We start from the raw sequence: 25,710 nt of genomic DNA, 5'->3' as shown, positions 1-25,710 counted from the left end.
TGAGTCCCTTCCCTTCCCCACCAGGCTCGCTCGCGGCTCGCGCCGCTGACAGTGGCGGGATCGCCACGGTTCGAAAGGATCACGCCAGGAGCTGCCGCGGTCCCTACTCGCCCCGGGTGAAGGTGCGCCGGTACTCGGTCGGTGTGGTGCCGAGGATGCGCTGGAAGTGCAGGCGCAGGTTCGCCCCGGTGCCGAGCCCGACGTCGGCGGCGATCTGTTCGACGCCGCGCTGGGAGCGCTCGAGCAGTTCGCGGGCCAGGTCGACGCGGGCCCGCATCACCCACTGCATCGGCGTGTAGCCGGTCTCCTCGACGAAGCGGCGGGAGAACGTGCGCGGAGAGACGCCCGCCTGCCGTGCCAGCAGATCGAGGGTGAGGGGCTCGCCCAGCCGGTGCAGTGCCCACTCGCGGGTGGCGGCGAAACGTTCGCCGAGCGGCTCGGGGACGCTGCGCGGTACGTACTGGGCCTGGCCGCCGCTGCGGTAGGGGGCGGCGACCAGACGTCGGGCCGCGTGGTTGGACGCGGCCACGCCGAGATCGCCGCGGAGGATGTGCAGGCACAGGTCGATGCCGGAGGCGGCGCCGGCCGAGGTGAGCACGCTGCCCTCGTCGACGAACAGCACGTTCTCGTCCACCCGGACGAGCGGGTGCCGGGCCACGAGCGTCCGGGTGTAGTGCCAGTGCGTCGTGGCGCGCCGGCCGTCGAGCAGTCCCGTGGCGGCGAGCGCGAAGGCGCCCGTCGAGATGGCGGCGAGCCGCGCGCCCCGGTGATGGGCGGCGATCAACGCCTCGACGACGGCCCCCGGCGGGTCGTCGCGGTCCGGGAACCGGTAGCCGGGGACGAAGACGATGTCGGCCCACGCGAGTGCGTCCAGGCCGTGGGCGACGTAGTACGCGAGACCGTCGCCGCCGGTCACAGGACCGGGTGTCGCCCCGCACACCCGCACCTCGTACGGCATGCTCGCGCGGGTCGTGAAGACCTGCGCGGGAATGCCGACGTCGAGCGGCTTCGCGCCCTCGAGCACGAGGACGGCGACGCGATGCAGGCGGGAGGCTGGCACAGGAAGAGGTTACGTGGGCCATGACGTCGGTACGCTCCCTGCCCGGGCCGGGCCGACGGCACTCCGGCTCGTCGGGTCACCTGCCCCGGGCCCTCGAGTCACCGCCCGGTCCGTCCAGGGGCCATAGGTCCTGCGGCCCGGGTCGGATGGCTTGTTCCCGGGGGTCTTTCTCTCGCGATGAAACGGCCCGCTGAAGGCTAGCCTCACCTTACTGACAACTCGGTGACCGGGCGGTTCCCGCCCGGTGGGAGTATCGGAGACGCGGATGACGGTGGGTGGTGAGGGGGCCGTGCCGGACGAACGTCGGGGGACGGTTGTGTCGGGTGTGTCGGTGCGTGCGCTGGCCGATCTCGCGCCCGGTTCCCGGGCCACTGTCGTAGAGGTCGTCCCGGACGCGGCGCCGGGCACGGCCCGCCGACTGGGCGCGCTCGGATTCACGCCCGGAACGGTCGTGGAGGTCGTACGCCGTGCCCCACTGCGCGACCCGGCCGTCTACCGGGTCAGGGACTACGAGGTGTGCCTGCGCCGGGCACAGGCCGCATGCGTGCGCACGACCGGGGTGGAGCGGTGACAGCGGGCTGTCACGAGCCCGGCGGCACGGGCGCGGTGACGACAGGGGAAGCGCGTATCGCGCTGGTCGGCAGCCCCAACGCGGGCAAGACCAGCGTCTTCAACGCCCTGACAGGCTTGCACGCCAAGACCGGCAACTACCCCGGCGTCACCGTGTCCCGTTACGTGGGCACCTGCCGGGCCGGCGGCCGCGGTCATGTGATCGAGGACCTGCCCGGCACGTACAGCCTGGAGCCGATCAGCCCGGACGAGCAGATCACCGTGGATGTCCTGGACGGCCGACTGGACGGCACACCGCGCCCGGACGCGCTGCTCCTCGTCGTGGACGCCACCACTCTGCGCAGGTCACTGACGCTGGTCGCGCAGGTCCTCTCGCGCTCCCTGCCCACTTGCGTCGTGGTCACCTTCACCGACGAACTGGCCGTGCGCCAGGGGTACCTGGACATCGACGCGCTCTCCAGCGCGCTGGGCGTCCCGGTGCTCCCCGTCGTCGGCCACCGCGGCCTGGGTGCCCCGCGACTGCGTGAGGAGATCGCCGCGTGGCGGTCCTGGCCGGCTCCCGTCCTCGCACCGCCCACCGACCCGGCCGAGCTGGACGCCTGGGCGGAGTCGGTTGTGGCCTTCGCCGACTACCGCCCCGCCGAGCGGCACAGGGCCACCCGGCGTCTCGACTCCGTGCTGCTGCACCCCGTGTGGGGATCGATCGTCTTCTTCGCGGTCATGATGGCGTTCTTCCAGACCGTCTTCACGCTGGCGGCGCCACTGCAGCACCAGGTGGAGTCGTTGTTCGGGTGGCTGTCCACCCTCGTCGACCGCCACGTCACCAACCGGTGGCTGTCCGGGCTTCTCGGCGACGCCGTCATCGGCGGGGTCGGCGGCGTTCTCGTCTTCGTCCCGCAGATCATGCTGCTGTTCCTGCTGCTCGCCCTGCTCGAAGGCGTCGGCTACCTGTCACGGGCGGCGTTCCTGATGGACCGCGTGATGGCGCGTGCCGGGCTGGAAGGGCGGGCCTTCGTGGCCCTTCTGTCGTCGTTCGCCTGCGCGATCCCCGGCATCATGGCCACCCGGACGCTGCCCTCGGCCAAGGACCGGCTGGCGACCATGATGGCCGCCCCGCTGATGACCTGTTCCGCCCGGCTGCCGGTCTACGTGCTGCTGGTCGGAATGCTCGTCGAACCCACCGCCGGGGTGGGCCCGTTCGGCGCCCAGGGGCTGGTCATGTTCGGCCTGTACCTGCTCGGTGCCGTGTCTGCGATGGCAGCCGCCTGGGTGATGAAGAAGGTCACCGACCGGGGCGGCGCACCCATGCCGTTCTTCATGGAGATGCCTCCCTACCGGCTGCCCGCGCCACGTCACGTTCTCCTGGCGATGTGGTCCTCCGCCCGGGCCTTCCTGCGCAAGTGCTCGACCGTCATCGTCGCCACCTCCATCGCGCTGTGGCTGGCGCTGAACCTGCCGTTGCACTCCCCCGCCCAGTTGCAGGCGGCCGGCGTCGACACCGCCGACTCCGTGACCGTGTCCGCCTACACGATCGATCACAGCTACGCGGCCGACTTCGGCCGGCTGGTCTCCCCCGTCTTCGACCCGCTGGGCTTCGACTGGCGCATCAACGTCGGCGTCCTGTCGGCCCAGTCGGCCCGGGAGACCTTCGTCGCCACGCTCGGGCAGGTCGCCGCCGCCGAGAACCCCGACGATCCGGCTGCCGCGCTGCGGACCATGGCCCATCAGGACGGACCCCGTGCGGGCCAGAAGGTGTTCACCGCGCCCACGGTCGCAGCGCTGCTGGTCTGGTTCGCCTACGCGCTGCAGTGCATGGCCACCGTCGCGGTCATCCGGCGGGAGACCGGTACCTGGAAATGGCCGGGGATCGCCTTCACCTGCCTGACCGTCACGGCCTGGCTCATGGCGTACCTCGCCCACACGATCACCGCGGCTCTGACGGGTGGGTGAGCAGCCCCATGATCCCTCTGCATCCCCAGCCCGTTCCCGGCCACCCGCACCGGCTGCGCTGGCTCATCCCCGCCGGCGTCCTCACCTGGACGGGATCACCCGCCTCGGTGCCGGCAGCGCTGGCGGCGCTGCTCGCGGACGGCACCCTCGCCCACGTCAGCGTCGAACCCGCAGCCGTCGTCACCCGCATCGGCGAGGGCCACTGCTGGCGGGCGGACGGGGCCCGGGTGCGCACCGCGTTGCACAAGGCTTTGGAGGACCCGGCGGGTTGGAGCCCCGCCGCCGATGCCGACGCCGGCCGGTCCCGTGACGACACAGCGCTCGGCACCGCCGCACGGGACCTCATCGCCGGACCTGTGGGCGAACGCGCCCGCTCACACGGCGGCGCGATCGAACTGGTCGGCGTGCACGACGGCGTCGTCACCGTACGTCTCGACGGCGCCTGCCACGGATGTCCGGCCGCCATGCTCACCCTCCACCACTGGCTGGAGCGACTGCTGCGCCGGCAGTGCCCCCAGCTCGTCGAGGTCAGGCACGCCGGACCGGACCTCCCGCGCTTCACCACGGGGGCCGTGCGACGGACCCGGTGACGGCCACCCGGCGGTACAGCCGGCGAGACGGTGAGCCCGGGTGTGCGGTTCAGGCGTCGCCCGCGGATCGCGACGGCCGGCGGGACGTCGCACGAACGGGGCAGCGGCAGCAGCAACTCCGGGGGCGCCCGGCGCTGCTCGCTCTCCAGCCGGGAGAAGGGTGCGCTCCGGCGCCCCGGTCGTCGTCGAGAGGTCGGCGAATGTGATGCCGCGCCCGGGGCGCAGTGCGCGGCGGATCCGGTGCCCGGATCCGCCGGGGTCACCTGGTGCCGGCTGCTCCGTTCAGCCCGCTTGCGGGCATGTGGGATCGGCGATCGCCGAGACCGTGTACGGGGGCTCGCCGGGCGGATCGTCGAGCTGGCTGTTGACGACGTACAACCGGCAGCCGTGCCGTGCGAGCGTGGTGGGCAGGTCGAACGGCTCGCCGGTGATGCGGTGCCGCACCACACCCGTGCGCAGGTCATCGTTCAGCTCCGCGATGTAGACCCCGCTCGGGGCGCCGTAGTTGAGCACCGCGTACAGGGTGCGGCCACGCAGCACCATGCCGTCGGCTCCGAACGACTCTCCGCCCAGCTGTACCTGTTCCACGGCGCGCGTGGCGGTGTCCACACGCCAGAGCGCCTCCGTGCCGTTGGACGCCACCAGCAGCGTCTCGCCCGCACGGTCGGCCACGATTCCGTTGAGGAGCCAGTACTGTGCCGGGAACTGCGGGAAGGCGCCGCGGATGTCGAGCCACAGGCGCAGCGGGCCGAGCCGGCCGTTCCGGAACTCGGCCCGGTGGATGACGGGGTTGGCCCAGTCCGTCGCGTACACCGCGTCCTTGGTGATCACCAGGTCGTTGAGGTCCGCCGGGCCGAGGGGACCGTCCTGGGCCGTACGCCGGGCCAGCAGCCGCCCTCCCCCGTCGTGCACCGTGAGGCTCGCGCCACCGACGGAGTGGACGCGGCCCCGTTGATCGGTGTGCACACCCAGGGTGCTGGTGCGGTCGTCGATGCCCCGCGCGGCGAACGGACGCAGCTCGGAGTCGCTGACGTGGCCCCGGAACAGCCGTCCCGTACCGTCGGACGACACGTACACCGTGCCGTCGCGCGCCACGGTGATGCCCTCGGGCAGGATTCCCGGCCCCCGGGAGACGACGTAGGTGTCGGGAAGGTCCCGGGCGCCGGCTGTGCCGGTCTGACCGGTCACCGCGAGGAGAACCGAGGCTCCCAGACAGAGCAAACGTGTCGTCATGTGCATGGATGGACCTCCAGGAGCATCCGTGAACGCGAGAAGTTCGTCGAGTGACTCGCCCAGGCTGGTCGTCGGAGCGCGACGACGCCCTGCCTTTCACCCCTGGTTGAAAAGCTCGGTGCTGCCGATAATCGGTGATCGTGATCCGTCTGCATTTCTCGGCCGCCGACCTGCGTCGCATCGTGCTCGCACCGCGTCCCGACGCGCTGTTCGAGACGGCGCTCAGCGTGCGTCTGCTGCTGGGCGCGCCGACGGCGCACCAAGGGCGCCGCGCCGGAGTGCTGCGGTGGCAGCGTGCGATGAGTGGCACACCCGTGAGCCGGGCGGGCATCCTGGCGGACCTGGTCCGTCGAGACGACTATCTCCCCGACTTCCTGCTGCAGCCGAACGCCTCCTGCTTCAGCGACGCGGTCGAGTCGGCCCACGCCGTCCCCGCCCCGAGGCTCCGCCAGGATCTGGTGCGACTCGTCGAAGGCGCCGGCGATACGGGGCGCCTCAACGGTCGACCCACCGACGGTGAGAGACGGCTGCGCGAACTCGCGGAGGGAAGCCCTCGGAGCCGCGAGGCCTTCGCCCGGGACCTGCGCCACTATCACGGCTCGTCGATCGACGAAGTGTGGCCCCACATCATGACGGCCGCCGCGGCGGATCGCGGGCTGCGCGCGGAGATGCTGTTGCGCGGAGGCGTCGACGCGCTGCTCACCACGCTCGCCCCCTCGTGGCGGTGGCAGCCCCCGACCCTCCACCTGCCCTCGCGCTCCACCTACGACGTGCCGCTGTGCGGACGCGGTCTGCTGCTGGTGCCCTCCTTCTTCGCCGCCAGGCCGTTCGTGGGGTATCACCCGGACGAACCGACGGTGCTGGTGTACCCGATGAACGACGGGGCCGACGCCATGGACGTCTCCGCCGACGCCCTCGCTCCCCTGCTCGGCCGCACCAGGGCGGCCGTCCTGGCGGCGCTGCGGACACCGGCCACCACCACGGCCCTCGCGGAACGCACCGGCATCTCGCCGGCCGGTGCCAGCCAGCACGCCGCCGTGCTGCGCAACGCCGGACTGGTCTGCACCGAGAGAACCGGCACCGCGGTCCTCCACACCCTGCGTCCTCTCGGCCAGGCACTGCTCGACGGGAGACCGTAGGACGCGGCATCCCGGCCGCCCGGCCGTGGGGGACATGAAGGGGCACCCAGCGGGCACGAGGGCTGGGAAAGGGGCTGATCGCGATGACTCAGATGGTGCCGCAGCGTGGCGGGGGAGGCTCCAGTGGCCTCTACGACGTCCTGGAGCTGATTCTCGACCGGGGACTGGTGATCGACGCGTTCATACGGGTGTCTCTCGTCGGCATCGAGATACTCAAGATCGACATTCGGATCGTGGTGGCCAGCGTCGACACCTACTTGCGCTTCGCCGAGGCGTGCAACCGTCTGGATCTGGAGTCGGGGCCGCGCAAGCCGACCGGGCTGACCGAACTCCCGGACAAGATGCGCGAGTCGGGCTCTCGTGGGGTGGCCAAGGGGCTGCTGGCCGGTGCCGCGGAGACCGTGTCCGAGGCCTTTCAGCAGGCTCGCGACGAACCTCGGCGGAGGTAGGGCGCGGCGCGCGCAAGCCCTGGGGGTTTCCGGCGTCGCCGAGGGCGGCTCGGCGGCACGAGTCCCGCTAGCATCAGCCCACCGACCGCGGCACGGTGCCGGGGGCGTCGTCCGCCGGTGGGTGGCGCAGGCGGCGCGCCGGCCTCATCCCCTCGTTCGCGGTGGCACGCCGGATGGCTCGACGCTGGGCGGCGGTCGTGGCTCCCCAGATGCCGTTGTCCTCCCCGTGCTCGACGGCCCAGCCGCGGCAGGCCGACAGCACGGGGCAGCGGCGGCACAGTGCCAGCGCGACCCGGGCCTCCGCCCCGGGTGCGAGGGTGTCGGACAGCGGGAAGAAGATCTCGGGATCCTCGCCGGCGCAAGCCGCTCGATCGAGCCAGTGCCGTGAGTCCGCACGTGTGTAGTGGTCGGCCATCGCCTGTCCCTGCCTGTCTCGCGGGCTCGGAAGCCCATGGTGACGAGCGGTGCCTGTTCGGCACCGCGCACCCGGCAGGGGATTCCCGACAGCGTACCCACCAGTAGGGCGAAATGCCATGGTTCACTCACGTCTGTCCGCGAGAGGGGCCCGGTTCCGGTTCCGCTCTGCCCCAGGTGAGGCGGTCTGCGCCTCGGGCACCCGGGGAGCATGAGGCGCGCACATCCCCACCACGCTCCTTCCCGATCGGAGCCCTGGCTCCGCTACGGCGCCGCGGCGACGGCGGTGGCGGCCACCGCCGTCGCCGGCGCGCGGGCGGTCGACGCGGACAGCGACTGGTACCGCACGCTCCGGAAACCGGGCTGGCAGCCGCCGCCCTGGTCGTTCGGAGCCGTGTGGACGCCGTTGTACGGCACCCTCGCGTACGCGGCGGGCCACGCGCTCGGCCGCGCCGACGACGTACGGCAGCGCAGGTTCCTTGCGGGGAGCCTGGGGGTCAACCTGGGGTTGAACGCGGCATGGAACTGGCTGTTCTTCGCCCGTCGGAGCCCGGCGGCCGGGCTGGTCGGCACCCTGCTGCTCGACCTCAGCAACGCCGACCTGCTGCGTCGCACCGCGCGCGTCGACCGTACGGCCGCACGGACCCTCCTGCCCTACGCCGCCTGGTGCTGTTTCGCGACCGCTCTGAACGCCTCCATCGCCCGCCTCAACCGCTGAGCGCCGGCGGGCCGGCCCGGGTCCCGGAAGGGCTCGCCCCCGGGACCCGGGGGGTCAGCCGCGTTCGCGGCCGGGACTCCTGATCACGAACGTGACCTCTTTGCCCTCCGCGGCACAGCGGTGGAAGCCGGCCTTGTCCAGGACTCGGACCGAGGACGCGTTCGACACCTCCACGGTGGCTGACACGGTGTGGACACCGGGCGCGCTGAGGGCGAACTCGGCAAGGGCCCGGGTCGCTTCGGGGGCGTAGCCCCGGCCGCGGCGGGAGACCACGATGCCGTATCCGATCTCCAGGACGCCTTCGCCGGGGGGCCAGAACAGGCCGATGGAGCCCACCACCAAGCCGCTGTCGCGCTCGATGATCAGACGGTGGCCATGGATGCCGAGCCACTCGGGGTGCCGGCCGAAGAGGCCCGCGATCACGCGGTCCCCGTCGGCGGGGAAGTCGGCCGCCCAGTGGGGGGAACGCGTGCCGTCGAGGACGGCGGTGGCCTCGCCCATGGTCCAGGGCCTGAGGACGAGGCGCTCGGTGACCACGTCGGGGTGGACGGACGGGGAAGAGGAAGACATGTGTCTCTCCTGGTCGTGGGAACGACCGGGCCGCGCCCTGTTGTCGCGCGGGCCGGGTGAAGGCATGCCGATGAGGGCCGACGGCGGCCATATTCATCGACCTCCCCATCCCGGGATCACGCGTCTGTCGCGCCGGCGCGACGCTAGTCGCCTCTCCCGGTTCGGGGCAACGCCTTTGCGGGCCGCCGGCCGGGGCCTTGCGGCCCGAGACCATCCGCATGGCCCAGGGGGACGTGTCTCCCTGCGGCGCCCGGGGCGGGAACCATCCGGCCGGAACACGTCGTCACAGATCATTGCCGCCGTACGGACGGCGGAAGTGATCATGAGCGAAACAACAGCGGGGGGATTCGATGAAGCGTGCGTCTGCGGCGAGAGCGGGCCTGACGGCGGTGGCCGTGACGGTGGTGCTGGCCGTCGGTGGATGTCGGTCGGAAGACGCGGGGCTTCCCTCCGCCTCCCCGAGCGCGCAGGCCTCACAGCCCGCGTCGCCGGCACCTTCGGCGGAGCGGAGCGGTCCGCGTACCTTGGTGGACGCTCCCAGCGCGGGTGGCCTGAACAAGCTGACGGGTGAGGGGGCCCTGACGGACATCCCCGTCGACCCGGGCGAGATACGGGACGGCATGACACTGGTCGCCGGCAACTACGGGAAGCCGGGAGGCCAGGGGGCACCGGTGCTCTTCGAGGGCGTCGATCATGTGCCCGAGGACACCAGCAAGCGTCGTGAGCACCTGTTCCGGGGCATGCTCGAGCACATCCAGTGGGACCCGGAGCTGGGGAACCCCGAAGCTCAGCCGGTGGAGCCGGGACCGCTCGGCGGCTCGGTGGAGTGCCTGCTCGCCTCGCTGAGCGAGGACGGCAACGTCATCTGCGGCTGGGCCGACGAGGGAACGGCGGCCGTCGCGCTGTTCGAGAACAGCACGCTCGCCGATGCGGGGAAGCTCTTCGTCGAGATGCGCGGGGACCTGGAGCGCTGACCGGCCGGCGAGCGGCAACGACGTCCGGGGCCGGATGCGATGCCGCGGCGGCGCCGCGCGGTGAACCTGTGACTGTTGCCCTGTAGGGGGTAGACGACGAGCACGTCCAGTCGTCGATCATCGAAGGAGGCGAGTCGTGGCCAAGGGCAAGCAGATCACAGGTTCGGCCCGCGAGGAACTCGCGCGGGAGATGAAGGAGCAGTACGAGAACGGCCTGTCCATCCGGGCCATAGCCGAGGCCCACCGGCGGTCGTACGGGTTCGTCCACCGTGTCCTCACCGAGGCGGACGCCCCGCTGCGCAGCCGGGGCGGGAACCGTTCACACCGGCGGCTGGAGGAGGCCGGGCGTTCGGGTGGGTGACGGCGGCCTTCTCGTTGCGCCGTCTTCGGGCGTGCTGAGCCTCTCCACCCCCGTCCGCTGCGGGGTCATGGCCCTGAGCACATCGGCTGGTCGTGCAGAGGAACGCGAGGTCACCGTGGTCCGAGGAGAGGAGGAGCGGGACGGCGAGGTCGTCGCGGTTCTCCTCCTCGGCGCGGCCGGCGGGTTCGGGGTACGACTCGAGTTCGGCCAGTAGTTCCGCGAGCCTCTCGTCCGCCGACCGGACGGGTTGACGACGCAGCCGGCGCAGCACGTGTGCATGCAGTGGCACGCAGAACGTTGACCGGCGGGGTGACCAGCGAGGCGGGCAGGTCCGCGAAGAAGGCGGTCGCGGCACGGTTCGGGGTGGCGCGCCCGGTCTCGATGCAGCTCAGGTGGCGCGTGGACACGTTCGCTCCCAGCGCGGCGTCCATCTGCGACCGGTTGCGGCGTTGCCGCCAGCGTCGTACGAGCAGTCCGACCGGTTCGTAGGTGACCAGGCTCCGAGGTGCTCCCATCGGCTGTGCGCAGCGTGACCCCGACGGTCACGCTGCCACTCGATGTGCGGCTGTCGGGGGGTGTCCCCCTGCTATGGTGCGCCGATGTCAGCGGTCAGGAAGTTCCAGGTCACGTTCGACTGCACCGAACCCGAGCGCGTCGCCCGCTTCTGGTGCGAGGTACTGGGGTACGTCGTGCCGCCGCCACCGGAGGGGTTCGCCACGTGGGACGATTTCGATCGTTCCCTGCCACCCGAGCGACAGGGTTCGGCGTTCGCCTGCGGTGATCCCTCGGGGGTCGGCCCGCGGCTGTTCTTCCAGCGCGTTCCCGAGGGGAAGGTCGTCAAGAACCGGGTCCATCTGGACGTGCGGGCCGGCACCGGGCTCGTGGGGGAAGAGCGACTCGCCGCGCTCGAGGCCGAGTGCGGACGGCTGGTCGCGCTCGGCGCGACACGCGTGCGGCTGCTGCCCGCCGACGACCACAACGAGTCGTGCATCGTGATGCAGGACGTCGAGGGCAACGAGTTCTGTCTCGACTGAGCGTCCCTGGACCGGTTCAATGTCCCTTGCAGACAGCGAGGTTGGGGTGACACCCTCCCCGCATGGACGCTCGAGTGGTCGGCATACCCGAGGTGGACGGCACCGAACGGGTGGCCGTGGTGATCGATGTGATGCGGGCGTTCACCACCGCCGCATGGGCCTTCCACCGCGGGGCGGACAAGATCGTTCTCGCTGCCGACCAGGACGAGGCACTGGCGATCAAGGCAGGTCACCCGGGCTGGCTCGCGCTCAAGGACGGGGCCCCGGTCAGCGGGTTCGACCTGGTCAACTCCCCGGGCCTGCTCCGGGACGCCGACCTGGCCGGCCGCACGGTGATTCAGAGGACCACCGCGGGAACCGTCGGGGCCCTTGCGGTCGTCGAGGCGACCTTGGCGCTGTGCGCGAGCTTCGTCGTGGCCGGCGCGACGGCGCGGGTGCTCAGGAACGCCGGCGCCGACGCGGTGACCTTCGTCGCCACCGGCGAGGACGGCCGGGCGGCAGAGGATCTGGCGTGCGCCGAGTACCTGGACCGGCTCCTGGCCGGGGAACGTCCCGATCCCGGCCCCTATGTGCACCGCGCGGGCAACTCCCCGGCCGCGCACGCCCTGCGCGCCGGGCGACGTCGCGGGGCCCACCCCACCGACGTGGGGCTGTGTCTCGAGGTGGACCGGTTCGACTTCGCCATGAAGGTCGGCCTCGAGGAGGACCTGGCTGTGGTGCGACCGCTGCGGACCGGGCCGGGTGCGGTGTCCGCCGCACACCGTGCGCGGTGACGAAGTCCGCCCCTGCTCACTCCGGGCCCCGGTCCCTTCGGCACGCGGCCACTCCCCGGTCGCGCACGGCGCGGGCCCCCGCACGTGGTGTTCGTGCGGGAGCCCGGTGGATACGGACCGGCTGCCGCGCCCTCAAGGGCGGTGTCCAGCGGGTCCTCGCCGCGCAGCCGTGCGGTCGTCCGGTGCCGGCTCGTCAGTGCGTGGCGCCGGGGTCTCCCGGCGCGATGCGCCCGCGCCAGCCGCCGGTGCTGCCGCCGCTCTCCACGTAGTCCTTGAACCGACGCAGGTCGCTCTTGACCCGCCGGTCGATCAGTCCCAGGGCGTCGGCGCCCTTCTCGGCGATGCCGGTGGGCTCGACATCCATGGTGAGCTCCACGCGGGTGTGCGTCTCGTCCAGCGGCTCGAACCTGACCGAGCCACGCTGCTGGACCTCACCGCCGATGGACCGCCAGGTGACCCGGTCGTCCACGAGCTGGTCAACGATCTCCGTGTCGAACTCCCGTCGCACCCCACCGATGCTGGTGGTCCAGTGGTTGTGCCGTTCGTCGAGCTGCCTGACCTCCTCGACGCCCTCCATGAAGCGCGGGAAGTCCTCGAACTGCGTCCACTGGTCGTAGGCCCTGCGGAGCGGGACCTCCACGTCGACCGTTTCCTTGACCGTGCTCATTGATCCCTCCTGGTCCGTTCTTCGCGGAGCCGGCCACGCGTGCGGGCCGGCCTCCCGTTCTTGTCCATGGCGGCGGGTACCCCGGAAATTCGATGTGAAAGAAAGATCGTCGACCGGGACGGCGGGTGGGCCGGGTTCTCCACCGCCTCCCACGCGAGGTGAGGAGCCGGCGCCGCCCCGTCCGCCCCGCCCGCGGGCCCGTTCGCAGGTCGCCGGGTGTGCGCACGCCCCGGCCGGGGAACTTGTTCGCCCGGGTCGGGCGTGCGAGAGGACTCCTTGTGACAGCGTCAGCGGCGGGTGACCGGGGCCCCGGTGCCCGGGAGGACGAGTACCGGCCGGACCCGCACCGGTGGCGGGCCCTGTGGGTCACCCTGGTGGCCGGCTTCATGAGCCTGCTGGACGTCACCATCGTGGCGGTCGCGCTGCCGACCGTGCAGGAGGACCTGGACGCGTCCCCCGCGCAGGTGCAGTGGGTGGTGTCCGGCTACACGCTCACCTTCGCCCTCGCCCTCGTCACGGCCGGGCGACTCGGAGACGCCCTGGACCGGCGCCGTATCTTCCTGTTCGCCCTCTGCGGCTTCGTCGTCTTCAGCGCGGCCTGCGGGGCGGCGCCCGACATCACGCTCCTGGTCGTGGCACGCCTCGCCCAGGGACTTGCGGCAGGCTTCATGGCTCCCCAGAACTCGGCGCTGATCCAGCAGTTGTTCCGGGGAGCCGAACGCGGTCGTGCCTTCGGATACTTCGGCGCGACCGTCGGCATCTCCTCCGCCTCCGGTCCCATCATCGGCGGGGCGCTCCTCGCGCTGGCCGGCGGTCAGGACGGCTGGCGCTGGGTCTTCTACGTCAACGTCCCCATCGGCGTCCTCGCCGTCCTGCTCGGGCGCCGCCTGCTGCCCCGGACCCGGCGGTCCGGCCGCGGGCAGGTGGACGTGCCCGGTGTCGTGCTCCTCGGACTCGGCGTCTTCGCGCTCATGTATCCCCTGGTCCAGGCGGAGTCCGGTGGACTGGCCCGCCTGTGGTGGATGTTCCCCCTCGGCGCCCTGGTCCTCGCCGTCTTCGTCCGGAGGCAGTACCGTCTCGTCGCCCGGGACAGCAAACCGCTGCTGGACCCCCGTCTGTTCACCACGGTGCGCGGCTACGCGGTGGGCGCAGGCGTCGGCACGCTCTACTTCATCGGCTTCAGCGGCGTCTGGCTCGTCTTCGCCCTCTTCTACCAGCACGGCCTCGGCTTCTCGCCGCTCCGGTCAGGTCTCGCGGTCACTCCGTTCGCCCTCGGCTCGGCGGGTGCGGCCGTGGTCGCGGGCCGGCTGGTGGACCGGCTCGGTCGGCTGCTCACCGTGTGCGGGCTCGCGGGCGTGATCGTCGGTCTGGGCGGAACCGCGCTGTTGCTGCGCTTCGCTCCCCTCGACGTCGCTCCCTGGGTCGCCGCCCCTGTCCTGTTCATCGGCGGCGTCGGCAGCGGCTTCGTGGTCTCCCCCAACATCACCATGACGCTCCGGGACGTGCCCGTACGGATGGCGGGTGCGGCAGGGGGTGCCCTGCAGACCGGGCAGCGGCTCGGCGCGGCGGTGGGTACGGCGGCCCTGCCGGGCCTCTTCTATCTGGTGCTCGGCAGGAGCGACGACTACGAGGGCGCCGTGGTCGTCGCGCTGGGCGCCGCCCTCGTCATGATGCTGGCGTCGCTCGCCCTGGCGGCGTTCGACTTCCGGCGCGACCGGCGCACGCGCGAGCCGCACCGGAGGTGCCCGGAGGAGGTCGCGAACGACCCGGTGCACGCCCGGCAGGGCTGACCCGCCCGCGGGGCGTCGTCGGTCGGTGGGCGCTCTCCCGCAAGGGCTCCGTGCGCACGCCTGCCCGGGCGGCCTCCGTGCCCAGGGCCGGTCCGCCCGCCGTATCAGAGCCTCGGCCGGCAAGGCGAGCGCACAGCCGCAGTCGCCGCAAGCGTTCGCGTCCCGGCGGGTTCGGGGGCTCAGGCGCAGGACCAGGCCGACATTCCCTGAATGCGGGCCAGCCGTTCGGCCACGGCGATCTGTTCCTTCCGGGTGGCCAGGTCCGCGCGCGGGGCGTACTTCAGACCGCCGGCCGCGGCCCAGCTGGACTGCTTGAACTGCAGCCCTCCGTAGTGGCCGTTGCCGGTGTTGGCCTTCCAGTTACCGCCGGATTCACACTCGGCGATGGCGTCCCAGTCGGCTCCCGAGGTGATCGCGGGCGAGGCCACCGCCTCGGTCGTCGTGCCGAGGGCAGCCGCGGCGACCAGGACCACCAGGGCGGTCCGGACCCGGGTCCCGCGCGCGGTGCGCGGGAGACCCGCATGACTGTGTCGTCTGCTTGTCATAGGGAGACTGTTACGTCACGCGCCGGGGCGACGGCATGCCGGATGCCGTCTTCTTACGCCGGACGGGGGGAAACAGCACCCCCTTGACCCGGATCTCGTCATCACCGCACGTACGGGTCAGAGCGACCGGGGCGGGACATGGACATGGCGCGTCAGCATGCGCAGCGGTGCTCGGAGTTCACGCGGTCGGTGGCTTCGCCGCGGTGACGTGGAGACCGTCATCGGGGCCGACAGCACCCTCACCGGCCCCGTCGACCGCGCCATGCGCGACACCGGTCTGGCGGAGGGGGCCTTGGCCGCCGGCACGCCGGACGGTGGCGCCGCCCCGTCGGCGGGTTGAGGCTCAACTTGTTCTCAATTGCCTTGTGACGTCCGTTGCCCGACGGCCAGGATGATCTCCATGAGAGGCTTCGGGAAGCTGAGTGCCGGCAACAACTTTGTGCTGACCATCCGGGACGCCGACGTGATCGGTGCAGCTCTGTGTGAGGCCCTGTCCGAGGCCGCTCCCGAGGAGCGGCCGGGTCTGGAGCGCGCTGTCGCGCTCGCCGAGTCGGCCGCGGCGGCCACCGACGCCGAACTGCGCGCCCGCTGGGCCCGCGCCCGGCTGGCCGCGGTCGGTTTCACCGGAGATGTCGCCTCGGTGGCGGCCGTGAAGGCGCTCCGTCAGGCGGAACCGCGGCTGAGCCTGGTGGCAGCCGTGGAACTGCAGAAGGCCGCGGTGGCTCATCCGGCATAGCGGTCGAGGCGGGCGGACAGGCGGCGAGGCGAACACCGCGGGCGCGTGGAACGGGCGCGCGGACGGCACCACTCGCGAGGGTGCTTCCGGGTACCGTCCGCGCGCTGCGACCGTCCAGCCTGGAACGGTCCCGCCCATCGTCCCTCGCGGCCTCCCCACCCAGCGGTCGGCCTCGGCATGGCGGTCCCCCGCCGATCAGCCCTGCTGTCGGCCGCCGCGGAGGACCCTGTCGGTCATGTCGGTCACCTGGTCGGCCCGCGGGGCCTCGGCGTCGACCTCGGTACCGAAGTCCGAGAACTCCATGACCGTGGTCATCTCGAGCTGCCGGGGGGCCGCGCCGCCGTCGGGCTTCGCCGAGGCGGAGGCCGGGGCCTTGACCGTCATGTCGATCTGCTGCCGGCGGAGCCGGCCCTCGTCGTCGAGCCAGACCTGCATCGGCAGCGTCGGTCCGAGCTGCTTCCGCATCTGATCGCCGCCCGGCAGCCGGGCGACATCCACCGAGACCCGGTAGTGGGTGGTGTTCACCCCGTCGACCTTCTCGGTGCCGACCTCGGTGACGTCCTTGTCGGTGATCGCCTTGGCATAGGCCGCGGTCTGGGCCGGGTCACCGATCTGCTGGTTGTTCACACCCTGCTGCTCGGCGACCTTCCGCAGGTCGATCTTGATCCAGGGCCTGCCACCGGGGGTCTTCTGCCCCGGAGCCTTCTGGTACAGGACCTCGTCGACCACCCGCTGCTCCAGGCGCTCGCCCTGCGCTTCGACGGTCATGACGCTGTCGCCCCCGGCCAGATCGAGGACGCCCTCCCCGTCGGAGGTGACGGTCCTGCCCTCGGCAGCCATCTTCATACGGACCGTCATGCGTGCCGACTCCGCCTCGGCGGTCTTGTCGTAGGCGGCTCGCACCGCCGTCGTGCCCTGCTCCTGGCCGCTCCCTCGACCGACGGTCGCGCTCGGCGACGCGTCACCCTTGCCCTCCGACTCACCGTCACCACCGCATCCGGTCAGGACCAGGCTCCCCATGACCGCGGCCATCGTGATCGTGCCGGCCTTCGTCCCCCTGCGACGCATACGCAACCCCATCTCCTCAACGAGTCCGCCCGCCCATCGGCACAAGAGCGAGTCGGCGACCGGATACCCCGGGCAAGCGGGTAAACACCCTGCCGCATGGGGCAGTTGAGGACGAAGTACGCCGGGTCCGGATGCGTCCGAGCCGGTCAGCGCGGTTCGGCCGGCTCCTCGGAACGGGACGTGCGGCCGTACCGGGCTGCCATCGCGGCGGCGCGGTCGCGCAGGGAGACGCGCAACTGCTCCGGAGTCAGCGCCTCGGCGTCCGTGCCGAGCTGCCACAGCGCCCACTCGGCATGTCGGAGATCCTGGTACGTCGCTTCCAGCCGGAGCCAGCCGTCACTGCCGGGTTCCGCCGCGCGGACGGCCACCGTGGTGCTCAGCGGTTCTCCCGCCGTTGCGGATGCACCCCGACCAGCACGACGATGTGGCCGTCGGACGGGAACCGCGCGCAGCGCTCCCTCCAGGCCCGGCCCGGATCGACCCGATGCGGTCGCCGGGCCGGTTCGGCGAGTTCCTCGGCGGCCAGCACCCTCGGCGCGCGGCCGGAGCGAGCACCGCGCCAGCGGTGACGGAAAGCCGCTGGACGAGGGGAACATGGCCGTCCCGTTGGCGCTGAGCCTCGACAACCTGGAGGCCGTGTTCGGGGAGGCCGGCATGGGCCCGGGGTGACGCGGCTGGCGGTCCCCGGCCAGATGGTCGAACTCGAGGGGACCGCCGTCGCGTGAGCACAGAGGGCCAGTGGTCAGGCGTCCGTGATCGGGGCGGTGCCCAGGCGGATGTTGTCGATCGCCCAGTACCAGTTGTTGCCCGCGTTGAACAGCCGGAAGGCCACCCGTGCCGAGCCGGCTCCGGCCGGGACGGGGCAGGAGAGCCGGACGAGGCGGTTCTCCTGGTCCCGTCCCAGGTTGATGTTGCCGGAGCCTGCGCTGCTGTAGTGGAGGAGCCGCACCGTGTCGCCGGAGTCGAAGACAACGGTGACCTCGGCCTCCTGGGGGCTCTCCTGCCGGTAGTGGGAGTCGAAGCCCAGGTGCAGGGCGGAGGTGCCGGGCGGGATGTCCACCGCCGGGCTGGTCAGTGTCGTGTCGAACCGGCCGCGGCCCGACGGGCCCCCCGTGTCGTCCCAGTCGTCGGGGTCGGCGACGGCGACGACGCCGAGGGCCCGGGTGAAGTGCGAGCGGTTCTGCCCGGCGGGGAACCAGAACTGCTTGGACAGGAACGTCCAGCCCTGGAGCTCCCGAGTGCCCTCGGGCATGCCGGGCGCGTTGGTGACCGTCCAGCCCTCGGGGGCGGTTCCGCTCCAGCCGAGCAGACCGGGACGGTCGAGGTCGGTGGCCGGAGCGAGGGCGGGGGCGGCGGACTCGAAGTCTTCCGCGAGGAGGTGCCCGGTCATGACGGGGCCGGTCCTCACGGGCAGGGACGCGGACACCTCCGTGGAGTCGCCGCCCTGCTTCCCCCTGACGGTCGCCTCCAGGGTGGCGGAGACGCGCGCCGCCGTGACGGGTGCCACGACGTCCCAGGCGAGGGTCGCGCGGGAGCGGGCCGGGACCGACGTCGGCGCGGTGCCGCGGACCGTGGCCCGCCAGCCGTCCGGGAGGACCGGCGTGACGGTCACGGCCGGGGCGACCTCGGTGCGCAGGCGCGCGTCGGCGAACCGGAGCAGTCCGTCCGCCTGGGCGTACGCGGCGACGGCCAATCGGCCGCCGGTGCCGTCGCGTGAGGGGGTGACGGTGAAGCGCAGGTCGGCCGAGGCTCCGGCCGCGAAGGTTCCCGGTGCCGTACCGGGCCGTCGGACCGTCCAGCCGGACGGGGCGATCAGCGCGGCGGAGAGGCCGTCGAGCCGGTCGCGGCTGTGGTTGCGCAGGGTGACGACGACGTCGGTCGGGTTGCCCCGGGTGAACGGAGTGTCCAGGGAGGGCAGGGGCTCGGGCAGGCCGATGGCCGCGGACAGCGCGGGGGCCGTGCCGGTCGCCGGGTCGGTGACACCGGGGCCTTCGTGGCACAGGCGGCCGGTCATGCGGCGCAGGAAGGCCGGGTCGTCGCGGTCGACGACCACGATGTCGTACCAGCCGTGGCCGGCGGGGCGCAGACGCACCGTGTGGGACGCGCCGGGCCTGAGGGTGACGCTGTGCACGCGGTCGCCACGGCCACGGGAGTGGACCGACTCTCCGACGAGCAGTGTGCGGGTGCCGGGGGACGGGTTGGAGCACACGATGCGTACCTGGCCGGTGGCCGGGTGCCCGGCGAGGTACGCCTCGGCGCCCCGGCCGGTGCCGCGCAGCTCCCACACGGACCAGCCGGGTCCGTGCACCTGGAGGTCGTAGCCGTCGTCGCCGTGTGCGACGGCGTGGTCGGCCCTTCCGCGCGCGGGGACCGTCCAGGTGTGCGGGGCGGTGCCGTCGCCGGGGTAGGCGGTGAACCAGGCGCCGGTGGCTCCGTCGTTGCCGAGCCGGAGGCGGACGCCGTCGCGGGTGACGTCGGGGCGCAGGGACAGCCGGTAGGGGGAGGGCCGGGTCCGTCGGGTGCCGGGCTCCTGCCCGGGGAGCGACTGCTCCTTCGGCGGTACGGGGTTCCAGCGGCCGACCGGCGCCGGGACCGCACCGGGCTGCTCGACCTCCGGCTGCCGGTGCGCGCGGTGGAAGTCGAAGGCGGAGGTGAGATCGCCGAACACGCTGCGGCGCCAGGCGCTGATGTTGGGCTCGTGGACGCCGGTCCACCGCTCCAGGAACCGGATGACCGAGGTGTGGTCGAACGCCTGGGAACTGACGAAGCCGCCCACCGTCCAGGGCGACACGATCGTCATCGGCACGCGCGGGCCGGGGCCGACCGGGCTGCCGTCGAACCAGTCGTCGTCGTTGCCGGAGGCCGGCCGTGGCGCGACGGGGGCCGGGACGTGGTCGAAGTAGCCGTCGTTCTCGTCGAAGTTGATGAACAGCACCGTTTTCGACCAGGTCTCCGGGTCGCTCGCGATGGCGTCGAGGAGGTCGTGGACCAGGTTGGCGCTGCCGACGGGAGTGGAGGTGCTGGGGTGCTCGGACAGCGCCGCCGTCGGGACGACCCAGCTGATCTTCGGCAGGGTTCCCGCGGCGATGTCGGAGCGGATCCGCCTGACGAGCGTGTCCGGCTCGGAACGGTGGGCGCCGCGCAGGAACAGCCGGCGTTCGGCCACCGTCAGCGCGTCGACGCCCTGCTGGAACTCGGCCAGTTCGGCCTTGCGTTGCTCCGGGTCCTTGCGCAGCAGGCTGTCGTAGAACTGCTCGGTGGTCGCGTACCGGCCGCCGACCCTGGAGAGGATCTTCCGGCCGATCTCCTTCCAGGGCCTGAAGTACTCGACCGCGTTGTCGGTGAAGTTGTCCCACTCCTGGTAGATCTGCCAGGAGATGCCGGCGGCCTCAAGCCGTTCCGGGTACGTCGTCCAGGTGTAGCCGGCGTGGTCGTGGCCGTACGCGGCGTTGGTGACGGCCCGCCCGCCACCGTCCGGTTCGTAGCCGGTGGTGCCGGTCCACAGGTAGTTGCGGTTGGGGTTGGTCGAGCCGTAGACCGAGCAGAAGTAGGAGTCGCAGATCGTGAAGCGGTCGGCCAGTTCGTACTGGAGCGGGATGTCACGCCGGTCGTGGTAGGCCATGCTGCTCTGGGTCTTGGCGGCCACCCAGTCGTTCCACCAGCCGTTCGCCCGGGCCTGATGGGCGTCGGAGAAGCCGTGCGCGAGGGCGCCCAGGTACTGGATGTCGCTCTCCGGGCGGCCCGCGTCGACCGCCGCCCGGCGGGCCGAGAACGGCAGGACCGTGCCGCCCCCGGACCGCGGCTGCGCGAACACGCCGGCCCCGGAGGGCAGACGCAGCGGCGTGCGGTCGCCGAAACCGCGCACACCCTTCAGGGTGCCGAAATAGTGGTCGAAGGAGCGGTTCTCCTGCATCAGGACGATCACGTGCTCGATGGCGCGCAGGCCGCCGCGCGGCATCGGCGCGGCCATCGCCTCGTGCAGCGACGGGGGCAGGAAGGAGAGCGCGGCCCCACCGGCGAGAGCGCCGAGAACCTTGCGGCGGGAAACGTCGGACATGCGGGGGACGCTAAGGGGCGGACACCGTGCGGCAAAACCCCGCACGACGGTTTTCGCCGACCGTTCACCGTGCGACATCGGCTGTTCCGCTGCCGGTGGGCCCTGCCGCGGGTCCCCTGGGCAGCCGGAGCGGTGGTGCAGCAGGCTGTACTGTTCCCGCTCCCTCTCCGCGGGCCGCACCACGGAGCAACGGCGCCGTCGCCGAGCGGCTCGTCGTCACCGACGGCGCCGTCCACGAACACCTCCGCGACATCTTCGCCGAGCTGGACCTGGTGCCCGCCCAGCGGGTCGACCGCCGGGTCGCCGCCGTTCCGCACCGTCCGGTGAACGGCCGCCGTCCCTGACGGCGCTCCTTCGGGGCGGCCGGGGAGCGCCCTCCCGTTCGCGCGGCGCGCCGGACGGTGCGACGCTGGAAGTGGCGCTGCGGGCCGCTCCGCTCTCCCGGGAGGGATCATGGCCAAGCGTCTCGTCGTCTGCTGCGACGGCACCTGGAACTTCGCGGACCAGCCGAGCAAGACCAACGTCGCCAAGATCGCCCTGTCGGTGGACCCGTGGACCGCCGCCGGGAAGGAGCAGCGCGTCCACTACCACAGCGGTGTCGGCACACACCGGTGGGAGCGGCTGCGCGGCGGAGCGTTCGGTGTGGGACTGTCCCGGAACATCGTGGACGCCTACCGGTTCCTCGTCGAGTCCTACGAGCCCGACGACGAGGTGTTCCTCTTCGGCTTCAGCCGTGGCGCGTTCACGGCCCGCAGTCTGGCCGGGCTGGTCCGCAACAGTGGCATCCTGCGCAGGGACCACGCCGACCGGATCCCGCAGGCATGGGCTCTGTACCGTGACCGGGTCGAGCAACCGAACGGCGCCGCCGCCACGTTGTTCCGCCGTTCGTACGCGCGGGAGACGGAGATCGCCTTCATCGGCGTGTGGGACACGGTCGGGGCCCTGGGCATCCCCGTCCCGGGCGCGGCCTGGCTGCGGCCCGCGGCGAACCGGGTCAACCGGCACTGGGCGTTCCACAACACCGAGCTGAGCAGCTGGGTCCGCGCGGCCTTCCACGCGCTGGCCGTCGATGAACAGCGCTCCGCGTTCCGGCCGGCGCTGTGGCACCGGCAGCCCGGTGCGGGCGCGCAGGGACAGGAGCTGAAGCAGGTGTGGTTCGCCGGGGCCCACAGTGACGTCGGCGGCGGGTACGCGGAGACGGGGCTGTCCGACGTCACGCTGCTGTGGATGGCCGACCAGGCCCGCCGGCACGGGCTGGAGTTCGACGCCGACGCGCTCAGCCCGGAGGGGCCACGGGTGATGAGGCCCGAGGAGTGCGCCGACTTCCGCGTACGGCCGGACGGTTCGGGCACCGTCCACGTCTCGAGGACGGGTGCGTACCGCCTGTCCAGGCCGCTGCACCGGCGTCTCGGGGAGGCGGTGGACGCCCACGGCGATCCGGACGGCGACGAGTTCCTGGCGGTGCCGGCCAAGGAGCGCCATGACCGGGACCCCGGCTACCGGCCGCCGGAGCTGGAGCGCTACCTGGGCAGGCAGGACCGGGTCCGGCTGGAGCCCGTGCTGCTGCCGGGCATCGCCGCGGGCCTGCCGCCCCTGCCCCCGGCTCCGTCCGGTCCGGGAGCGGCGGCGGACGGCCGCGGAGGACTCCACCGGGCCGGATGAGGCGGGCGGCCCGGTCGACGGGCGGCCGGCGGTACGGGTGCGGCCACGGCACGTCGGCGGGCACATATCCCTTTGCGCGGTGTGTTTCCGGCATGGTTGGCTCACGCCCATGACCTGGCTGCCCCATGACTTCGTCCACCCTCTCCACGTCGGCATACCCGAGGGTGAGGGCCACCGGCTGCGGCCGATCAGCGGTGCGGACGCTCCGCTCGACTATCCGACGGTGATGGGTTCGCGGGAGCGGCTGTGGTCGATCTTCGGTCCCGCATGGGGCTGGCCGTCGGCCACGATGTCGTACGAGGCGAATCTCGCCGATCTGGAGCGGCACGCCGCGGAGATCGAAGCGCACCAGTCGTTCAACTACACGGTCGAGAACGCGGAGCGCACCGCGCTGCGCGGATGCGTCTACATCGACCCACCGGAGAAGCGGGGAGCCGACGCCGAGATCTCCTGGTGGGTGGTCGACGAAGAGGTGGGCGGCACGCTAGAGCGGGCGCTGGACGCTTTCGTTCCGCGCTGGATCGCCGAGGCCTGGCCCTTCGAACGTCCGCGCTTCATCGGCCGGGACGTCACCTGGGACGAGTGGATGAAACTGCCGGACCGTCCGTGAGACCGACCGGGCCCGCGGCCGAGGCGTGCCAAAGCCAGGAGCCGAGGTGCGGGACGGTGTCATCGTCCGGCTCGGCCGGGTCGGCATCCTCGGCCGCCCCGTCGCGGTCGTCACGCGGGGACGTCACCCCCGCGCAGGACGGTCCGAGGGCCACGGTGCCGGTCGCGACGCCCGGGACCTCGCGGAACAATGGAGCGAGGTCCCGTGCCGGAAACCGGTCCGGGGGCCGTTCAGTGAAGGGAGACGCGCATGTCCTCGAAGAGGCGCCGGAAGAAGAAGGCACGCCGCGGCCACCCGGCCAACCACGGGAAGCGGCCCCAGTCCTGAGCATCCCGCCGGTGCGCGGGCGTGACGGGTCCGGAGCCGGGCCGGTGGCGCGCCGGCGTCCCGGCGGCCGCCCCGGACGCCCTCACGCCGGCTCCAGGTCGGTGTGGACCATGTGGTGGTCGGAGTACGGGGTGGGCCGCACGTGGTGCTCGAGCGGGGTGAAGCCGCGCAGGAAGACGTAGTCGAACTTGCTCTGCCAGTCGGTGGTCGGCGCGCAGGTGCCGGTGGGCGAGGGCCGGCACTCGGGGTCCGTGTCCTCGGCCAGCGCCCACAGGGGCGTGAGTTCGGGCGCGTCCGGCACGGCGTTGAAGTCTCCGAGGACGACGGCGCGGTCGTGCCGGGCGATCTGCGCGGCGAGCACGGCTGCCTGGTCCGCCCGGACCGCCTCCTGGCGCCGTTGGGCGAGGTGCGTGTTGAAGACCCGGACGGACCGGCCGCCCACCGTGGTGGTGACCGCCATGTATCCCCGGTCCTCGGATCCACCGTCGGGGTATTCGACGCTGACGCGGTCCGTCATCGGTGCCGCCGAGAGGATCGCCTGCCCGTAGGCCCCCGGATTCCACGGCACTCCCCCGCAGCGGCCCCAGTTCTGGAGAACCGTCCCGTACTCGACGTGGTAGACGAGCCCGTAGAGGTTCTCCAGGTGGGCGCGGATCCTCTCCACGTCACGCACGCACGCTTCCTGCATGCCGATGACCTGCGGCGCGTAGGTGGCGATCTCCGCCGCCCGGTCCGCGTCACTCGTCCCGCAGGGGTTGCAGATGTTCCACGTCATGACCCGGTTCGGTACGACCTCCCGGGGGGCCTCGGCGGGCAGCGGCCTGGCGAAGGGGACTCCGCCGGGCGCACTGGGGCCGAGGAGCACCGCGCAGGCGACGACCACCGCGCCCGCGAGCAACCGTGGGCCCCGTCCGAACACCGCTGCCTCCCCGACGTCGATACCCGTGACACCGGACGTCTCCGGTGTCCGATGTCTCTCCGCACGAGAGTATGGGAGGGCCTTCGACGAGGCGCGCTCGCGTCCGGACGGGGGCGGGTCGGTCCCGGCCCGGGGTCGGCGGGCCCGGGGCGGCGAACGGAGAGGGGCGAGCGGCACGACACCACCGTGTCCGGTCCCTACGGGGAGGGCCTGCCGGACCGGGTCCGGCGCCACCTCGACTGCCCGGTGGCCGACGTACGGCAGTCCGCCCTGTCGGGCAACGCCCCCTCGTGTGTCCGAGCGGGGGCGCTCCAAACGGCCCGTCCGCCGACCGCAGTCCGGGCCGGAGCACTTGCCCGGCCGGCTTCGGGCCGGGGCCCGACGGGCTGTCCGGAGTTGCCCCGGCCGCGTGTCATCGGCGGTACGGGGCCCGGGAACACCGGCGTGTTCCCGGGCCCGGCCGCCGGTTTCGTACCCTTGCGACATGCGCATGCGCCCCACTCTGAGCTGGATCCCCACCGAGGACCTGCCGCCGGGCACCACGGACCCGGGGCCGGTCGCCGACGCGCTGGGCACCGGCCGGGTGCTGGTGCTCAGCGGTGCGGGCATCTCCACGGAGTCCGGTATCCCCGACTACCGGGGCGAGGGCGGGAGTCTGAGCCGGCACACCCCGATGACCTACCAGGACTTCACCGGGAGCGCCGACGCCCGGCGCAGGTACTGGGCGCGCAGCCACCTCGGCTGGCGCACCTTCGGCCGTGCCCTGCCCAATGCCGGGCACCGGGCCGTGGCCGGGTTCGGACGGCACGGGCTGCTCTCGGGCGTGATCACCCAGAACGTCGACGGTCTGCACCAGGCCGCCGGCAGCGAGGGCGTCGTGGAACTCCACGGGGGCCTGGACCGGGTCGTCTGCCTCTCCTGTGGCGCCCTCAGCCCGCGCGGCGAACTCGCGGCGCGGCTGGAGGAGGCCAACGCGGGCTTCGACCCCGTGGCCGCGGACATCAATCCCGACGGCGACGCCGATCTCACCGACGAGCAGGTGGGGGACTTCCGTGTGGTGTCCTGCGCCCTCTGCGGCGGCGTCCTCAAACCCGACGTGGTGTTCTTCGGTGAGAACGTGCCGCCGCACCGGGTCGAGCACTGCCGCACGCTGGTCAGTGAGGCGTCCTCACTGCTGGTCCTCGGCTCCTCACTGACGGTGATGTCCGGGCTGCGTTTCGTCCGTCAGGCGGCCGAGGCCGGCAAGCCGGTGCTGATCGTCAACCGGGACCCCACCCGGGGCGACCGGCACGCCCTCACCCGCGTGGCGCTCCCGCTGGGAGCGGCCCTCACCACCGTGGCCGCCCGGCTGGGCGTTCCGCTCGACGGCCGGGCCGCGGCCTGACCACGTCGACGCGGGGATCACGGGTTCGCCCACGCGTGCCGCGGGCCCAACGACCTTTCACGCGCCCGGAAATGAGCGTTGAGAAGTGCCACCGGGGGCACCTAGGCTGC

At 72.4% G+C, this 25,710-nt stretch carries 26 protein-coding genes and 3 pseudogenes; 19 read left to right on the top strand and 10 right to left on the bottom strand.

Features of this window, described 5'->3' with window-relative positions:
• Positions 1 to 103: 103 nt before the first annotated feature.
• Positions 104 to 1,060, bottom strand: a complete 957-nt coding sequence (locus tag BU52_RS05085; protein ID WP_037928703.1) for a GlxA family transcriptional regulator — start codon at positions 1,058 to 1,060, stop codon at positions 104 to 106.
• A 289-nt stretch (positions 1,061 to 1,349) separates the two neighbouring features.
• Between BU52_RS05085 and BU52_RS05080 the strand changes: the two genes are divergently transcribed.
• The 3 genes from BU52_RS05080 to BU52_RS05070 are packed head-to-tail and all read left to right on the top strand — an operon-like array spanning position 1,350 to position 4,170.
• A complete protein-coding gene (locus BU52_RS05080) occupies positions 1,350 to 1,631 on the top strand; it encodes a FeoA family protein (protein ID WP_200881150.1) in 282 nt (93 codons plus the stop codon).
• Complete coding sequence (gene feoB / locus BU52_RS05075; RefSeq protein WP_037928700.1) at positions 1,628 to 3,580, top strand: ferrous iron transporter B; 1,953 nt, start codon at positions 1,628 to 1,630, stop codon at positions 3,578 to 3,580. Before BU52_RS05080 ends, feoB begins: the two co-directional genes overlap by 4 nt.
• Before the next feature lie 8 nt (positions 3,581 to 3,588).
• Entirely contained in the window at positions 3,589 to 4,170 is a 582-nt protein-coding gene (locus BU52_RS05070; protein WP_051857923.1) for a NifU family protein, read from the top strand.
• A gap of 282 nt (positions 4,171 to 4,452) precedes the next feature.
• Here the strand turns inward: BU52_RS05070 and BU52_RS05065 are convergent, their stop codons facing one another.
• On the bottom strand, positions 4,453 to 5,403 hold the full coding sequence (locus BU52_RS05065) for an SMP-30/gluconolactonase/LRE family protein (RefSeq protein ID WP_037928936.1): 951 nt from the start codon (positions 5,401 to 5,403) through the stop codon (positions 4,453 to 4,455).
• Between the two features lie 140 nt (positions 5,404 to 5,543).
• On the opposite strand from BU52_RS05065, the gene BU52_RS05060 reads away from it, so the two are divergent.
• The gene (locus BU52_RS05060; protein WP_037928934.1) at positions 5,544 to 6,542 is read left to right on the top strand and encodes an ArsR/SmtB family transcription factor; all 999 of its coding nucleotides are present in this window, start codon (positions 5,544 to 5,546) and stop codon (positions 6,540 to 6,542) included.
• Positions 6,543 to 6,625: 83 nt separating this feature from the next.
• A complete protein-coding gene (locus BU52_RS05055; protein ID WP_037928695.1) occupies positions 6,626 to 6,991 on the top strand; it encodes a gas vesicle structural protein GvpA in 366 nt (121 codons plus the stop codon).
• A 73-nt stretch (positions 6,992 to 7,064) separates the two neighbouring features.
• Here the strand turns inward: BU52_RS05055 and BU52_RS05050 are convergent, their stop codons facing one another.
• Positions 7,065 to 7,406, bottom strand: a complete 342-nt coding sequence (locus BU52_RS05050) for a WhiB family transcriptional regulator (RefSeq protein ID WP_037928690.1) — start codon at positions 7,404 to 7,406, stop codon at positions 7,065 to 7,067.
• Between the two features lie 210 nt (positions 7,407 to 7,616).
• Between BU52_RS05050 and BU52_RS05045 the strand changes: the two genes are divergently transcribed.
• Positions 7,617 to 8,123 carry a TspO/MBR family protein gene (locus BU52_RS05045; RefSeq protein WP_037928687.1) on the top strand — a complete coding sequence of 169 codons (507 nt, stop codon included), beginning with the start codon at positions 7,617 to 7,619 and terminating at the stop codon, positions 8,121 to 8,123.
• Positions 8,124 to 8,177: 54 nt separating this feature from the next.
• On the opposite strand, the gene BU52_RS05040 is transcribed toward BU52_RS05045, so the two are convergent.
• Entirely contained in the window at positions 8,178 to 8,693 is a 516-nt protein-coding gene (locus BU52_RS05040) for a GNAT family N-acetyltransferase (protein ID WP_037928684.1), read from the bottom strand.
• A gap of 527 nt (positions 8,694 to 9,220) precedes the next feature.
• Here BU52_RS05040 and BU52_RS05035 point away from each other — a divergent pair.
• From BU52_RS05035 to BU52_RS05015, 5 genes are all read left to right on the top strand, one after another.
• On the top strand, positions 9,221 to 9,667 hold the full coding sequence (locus tag BU52_RS05035; protein WP_235216256.1) for a hypothetical protein: 447 nt from the start codon (positions 9,221 to 9,223) through the stop codon (positions 9,665 to 9,667).
• Positions 9,668 to 9,803: 136 nt separating this feature from the next.
• Complete coding sequence (locus BU52_RS05030) at positions 9,804 to 10,028, top strand: helix-turn-helix domain-containing protein (protein WP_037928680.1); 225 nt, start codon at positions 9,804 to 9,806, stop codon at positions 10,026 to 10,028.
• 67 nt (positions 10,029 to 10,095) lie between these two features.
• On the top strand, positions 10,096 to 10,242 hold the full coding sequence (locus BU52_RS36165; protein WP_235216255.1) for a hypothetical protein: 147 nt from the start codon (positions 10,096 to 10,098) through the stop codon (positions 10,240 to 10,242).
• A 385-nt stretch (positions 10,243 to 10,627) separates the two neighbouring features.
• The gene (locus BU52_RS05020) at positions 10,628 to 11,062 is read left to right on the top strand and encodes a VOC family protein (protein WP_037928674.1); all 435 of its coding nucleotides are present in this window, start codon (positions 10,628 to 10,630) and stop codon (positions 11,060 to 11,062) included.
• Positions 11,063 to 11,124: 62 nt separating this feature from the next.
• Positions 11,125 to 11,835 (top strand): 2-phosphosulfolactate phosphatase, encoded by a 711-nt coding sequence (locus BU52_RS05015; RefSeq protein ID WP_037928672.1) that lies wholly within the window; start codon positions 11,125 to 11,127, stop codon positions 11,833 to 11,835.
• Between the two features lie 193 nt (positions 11,836 to 12,028).
• Here the strand turns inward: BU52_RS05015 and BU52_RS05010 are convergent, their stop codons facing one another.
• Positions 12,029 to 12,502, bottom strand: a complete 474-nt coding sequence (locus BU52_RS05010) for an SRPBCC family protein (protein WP_037928669.1) — start codon at positions 12,500 to 12,502, stop codon at positions 12,029 to 12,031.
• 278 nt (positions 12,503 to 12,780) lie between these two features.
• Between BU52_RS05010 and BU52_RS05005 the strand changes: the two genes are divergently transcribed.
• Positions 12,781 to 14,292 (top strand): MFS transporter, encoded by a 1,512-nt coding sequence (locus BU52_RS05005; RefSeq protein WP_107061080.1) that lies wholly within the window; start codon positions 12,781 to 12,783, stop codon positions 14,290 to 14,292.
• 179 nt (positions 14,293 to 14,471) lie between these two features.
• Here BU52_RS05005 and BU52_RS05000 read toward each other — a convergent pair whose 3' ends face one another.
• On the bottom strand, positions 14,472 to 14,837 hold the full coding sequence (locus tag BU52_RS05000) for a transglycosylase family protein (RefSeq protein ID WP_037928664.1): 366 nt from the start codon (positions 14,835 to 14,837) through the stop codon (positions 14,472 to 14,474).
• 208 nt (positions 14,838 to 15,045) lie between these two features.
• On the opposite strand from BU52_RS05000, the gene BU52_RS36775 reads away from it, so the two are divergent.
• Both BU52_RS36775 and BU52_RS04995 read left to right on the top strand, forming a co-directional pair.
• On the top strand, positions 15,046 to 15,177 hold the full coding sequence (locus tag BU52_RS36775) for a hypothetical protein (RefSeq protein WP_268747594.1): 132 nt from the start codon (positions 15,046 to 15,048) through the stop codon (positions 15,175 to 15,177).
• 60 nt (positions 15,178 to 15,237) lie between these two features.
• Entirely contained in the window at positions 15,238 to 15,573 is a 336-nt protein-coding gene (locus BU52_RS04995; protein ID WP_037928661.1) for a hypothetical protein, read from the top strand.
• 195 nt (positions 15,574 to 15,768) lie between these two features.
• Here the strand turns inward: BU52_RS04995 and BU52_RS04990 are convergent, their stop codons facing one another.
• Together BU52_RS04990 and BU52_RS04985 are read right to left on the bottom strand one after the other, a co-directional pair.
• Entirely contained in the window at positions 15,769 to 16,641 is an 873-nt protein-coding gene (locus BU52_RS04990; protein WP_037928658.1) for a LolA-like protein, read from the bottom strand.
• Between the two features lie 146 nt (positions 16,642 to 16,787).
• Positions 16,788 to 17,191, bottom strand: a pseudogene (locus BU52_RS04985) (WCX domain-containing protein); the annotation flags it as partial.
• Positions 17,192 to 17,202: 11 nt separating this feature from the next.
• Here BU52_RS04985 and BU52_RS36160 point away from each other — a divergent pair.
• A pseudogene (locus tag BU52_RS36160) lies at positions 17,203 to 17,366 on the top strand (RidA family protein); the annotation flags it as partial.
• Between the two features lie 17 nt (positions 17,367 to 17,383).
• On the opposite strand, the gene BU52_RS32705 reads toward BU52_RS36160, so the two are convergent.
• On the bottom strand, positions 17,384 to 20,698 hold the full coding sequence (locus BU52_RS32705) for a phosphocholine-specific phospholipase C (RefSeq protein ID WP_078903113.1): 3,315 nt from the start codon (positions 20,696 to 20,698) through the stop codon (positions 17,384 to 17,386).
• Between the two features lie 188 nt (positions 20,699 to 20,886).
• Between BU52_RS32705 and BU52_RS33250 the strand changes: the two are divergent.
• The 3 genes and pseudogenes from BU52_RS33250 to BU52_RS04965 all read left to right on the top strand — a co-directional run.
• Positions 20,887 to 21,042: pseudogene (locus BU52_RS33250) on the top strand (DNA-binding response regulator); the annotation flags it as partial.
• Between the two features lie 109 nt (positions 21,043 to 21,151).
• Positions 21,152 to 22,360 (top strand): DUF2235 domain-containing protein, encoded by a 1,209-nt coding sequence (locus tag BU52_RS04970; protein WP_037928651.1) that lies wholly within the window; start codon positions 21,152 to 21,154, stop codon positions 22,358 to 22,360.
• 109 nt (positions 22,361 to 22,469) lie between these two features.
• On the top strand, positions 22,470 to 22,970 hold the full coding sequence (locus BU52_RS04965) for a hypothetical protein (RefSeq protein WP_037928640.1): 501 nt from the start codon (positions 22,470 to 22,472) through the stop codon (positions 22,968 to 22,970).
• A 409-nt stretch (positions 22,971 to 23,379) separates the two neighbouring features.
• Here BU52_RS04965 and BU52_RS36155 read toward each other — a convergent pair whose 3' ends face one another.
• A complete protein-coding gene (locus BU52_RS36155; protein WP_037928635.1) occupies positions 23,380 to 24,216 on the bottom strand; it encodes an endonuclease/exonuclease/phosphatase family protein in 837 nt (278 codons plus the stop codon).
• Positions 24,217 to 24,700: 484 nt separating this feature from the next.
• Between BU52_RS36155 and BU52_RS04950 the strand changes: the two genes are divergently transcribed.
• A complete protein-coding gene (locus tag BU52_RS04950) occupies positions 24,701 to 25,600 on the top strand; it encodes an NAD-dependent protein deacetylase (protein WP_037928633.1) in 900 nt (299 codons plus the stop codon).
• Positions 25,601 to 25,710 lie beyond the last annotated feature (110 nt).

Source organism: Streptomyces toyocaensis, from assembly GCF_000725125.1.
Lineage (GTDB): Bacteria > Actinomycetota > Actinomycetes > Streptomycetales > Streptomycetaceae > Streptomyces > Streptomyces toyocaensis.
Note: the sequence above shows the minus strand (reverse complement) of the source record. Positions and strands in the feature narration are given on the sequence as shown.

Excerpts from the sequence above, each read along its gene's own strand:
- BU52_RS05070 (WP_051857923.1), top strand. The coding sequence starts at position 3,589 with ATGATCCCTCTGCATCCCCAGCCCGTTCCCGGCCACCCGCACCGGCTG.
- BU52_RS05065 (WP_037928936.1), bottom strand. The coding sequence starts at position 5,403 with ATGACGACACGTTTGCTCTGTCTGGGAGCCTCGGTTCTCCTCGCGGTG.
- BU52_RS05055 (WP_037928695.1), top strand. The coding sequence starts at position 6,626 with ATGACTCAGATGGTGCCGCAGCGTGGCGGGGGAGGCTCCAGTGGCCTC.
- BU52_RS05050 (WP_037928690.1), bottom strand. The coding sequence starts at position 7,406 with ATGGCCGACCACTACACACGTGCGGACTCACGGCACTGGCTCGATCGA.
- BU52_RS05045 (WP_037928687.1), top strand. The coding sequence starts at position 7,617 with ATGAGGCGCGCACATCCCCACCACGCTCCTTCCCGATCGGAGCCCTGG.
- BU52_RS05040 (WP_037928684.1), bottom strand. The coding sequence starts at position 8,693 with ATGTCTTCCTCTTCCCCGTCCGTCCACCCCGACGTGGTCACCGAGCGC.
- BU52_RS36165 (WP_235216255.1), top strand. The coding sequence starts at position 10,096 with ATGGCCCTGAGCACATCGGCTGGTCGTGCAGAGGAACGCGAGGTCACC.
- BU52_RS05020 (WP_037928674.1), top strand. The coding sequence starts at position 10,628 with ATGTCAGCGGTCAGGAAGTTCCAGGTCACGTTCGACTGCACCGAACCC.
- BU52_RS05015 (WP_037928672.1), top strand. The coding sequence starts at position 11,125 with ATGGACGCTCGAGTGGTCGGCATACCCGAGGTGGACGGCACCGAACGG.
- BU52_RS05010 (WP_037928669.1), bottom strand. The coding sequence starts at position 12,502 with ATGAGCACGGTCAAGGAAACGGTCGACGTGGAGGTCCCGCTCCGCAGG.
- BU52_RS05000 (WP_037928664.1), bottom strand. The coding sequence starts at position 14,837 with ATGACAAGCAGACGACACAGTCATGCGGGTCTCCCGCGCACCGCGCGC.
- BU52_RS04995 (WP_037928661.1), top strand. The coding sequence starts at position 15,238 with ATGAGAGGCTTCGGGAAGCTGAGTGCCGGCAACAACTTTGTGCTGACC.
- BU52_RS04990 (WP_037928658.1), bottom strand. The coding sequence starts at position 16,641 with ATGCGTCGCAGGGGGACGAAGGCCGGCACGATCACGATGGCCGCGGTC.
- BU52_RS32705 (WP_078903113.1), bottom strand. The coding sequence starts at position 20,698 with ATGTCCGACGTTTCCCGCCGCAAGGTTCTCGGCGCTCTCGCCGGTGGG.
- BU52_RS04970 (WP_037928651.1), top strand. The coding sequence starts at position 21,152 with ATGGCCAAGCGTCTCGTCGTCTGCTGCGACGGCACCTGGAACTTCGCG.
- BU52_RS04965 (WP_037928640.1), top strand. The coding sequence starts at position 22,470 with ATGACCTGGCTGCCCCATGACTTCGTCCACCCTCTCCACGTCGGCATA.
- BU52_RS04950 (WP_037928633.1), top strand. The coding sequence starts at position 24,701 with ATGCGCATGCGCCCCACTCTGAGCTGGATCCCCACCGAGGACCTGCCG.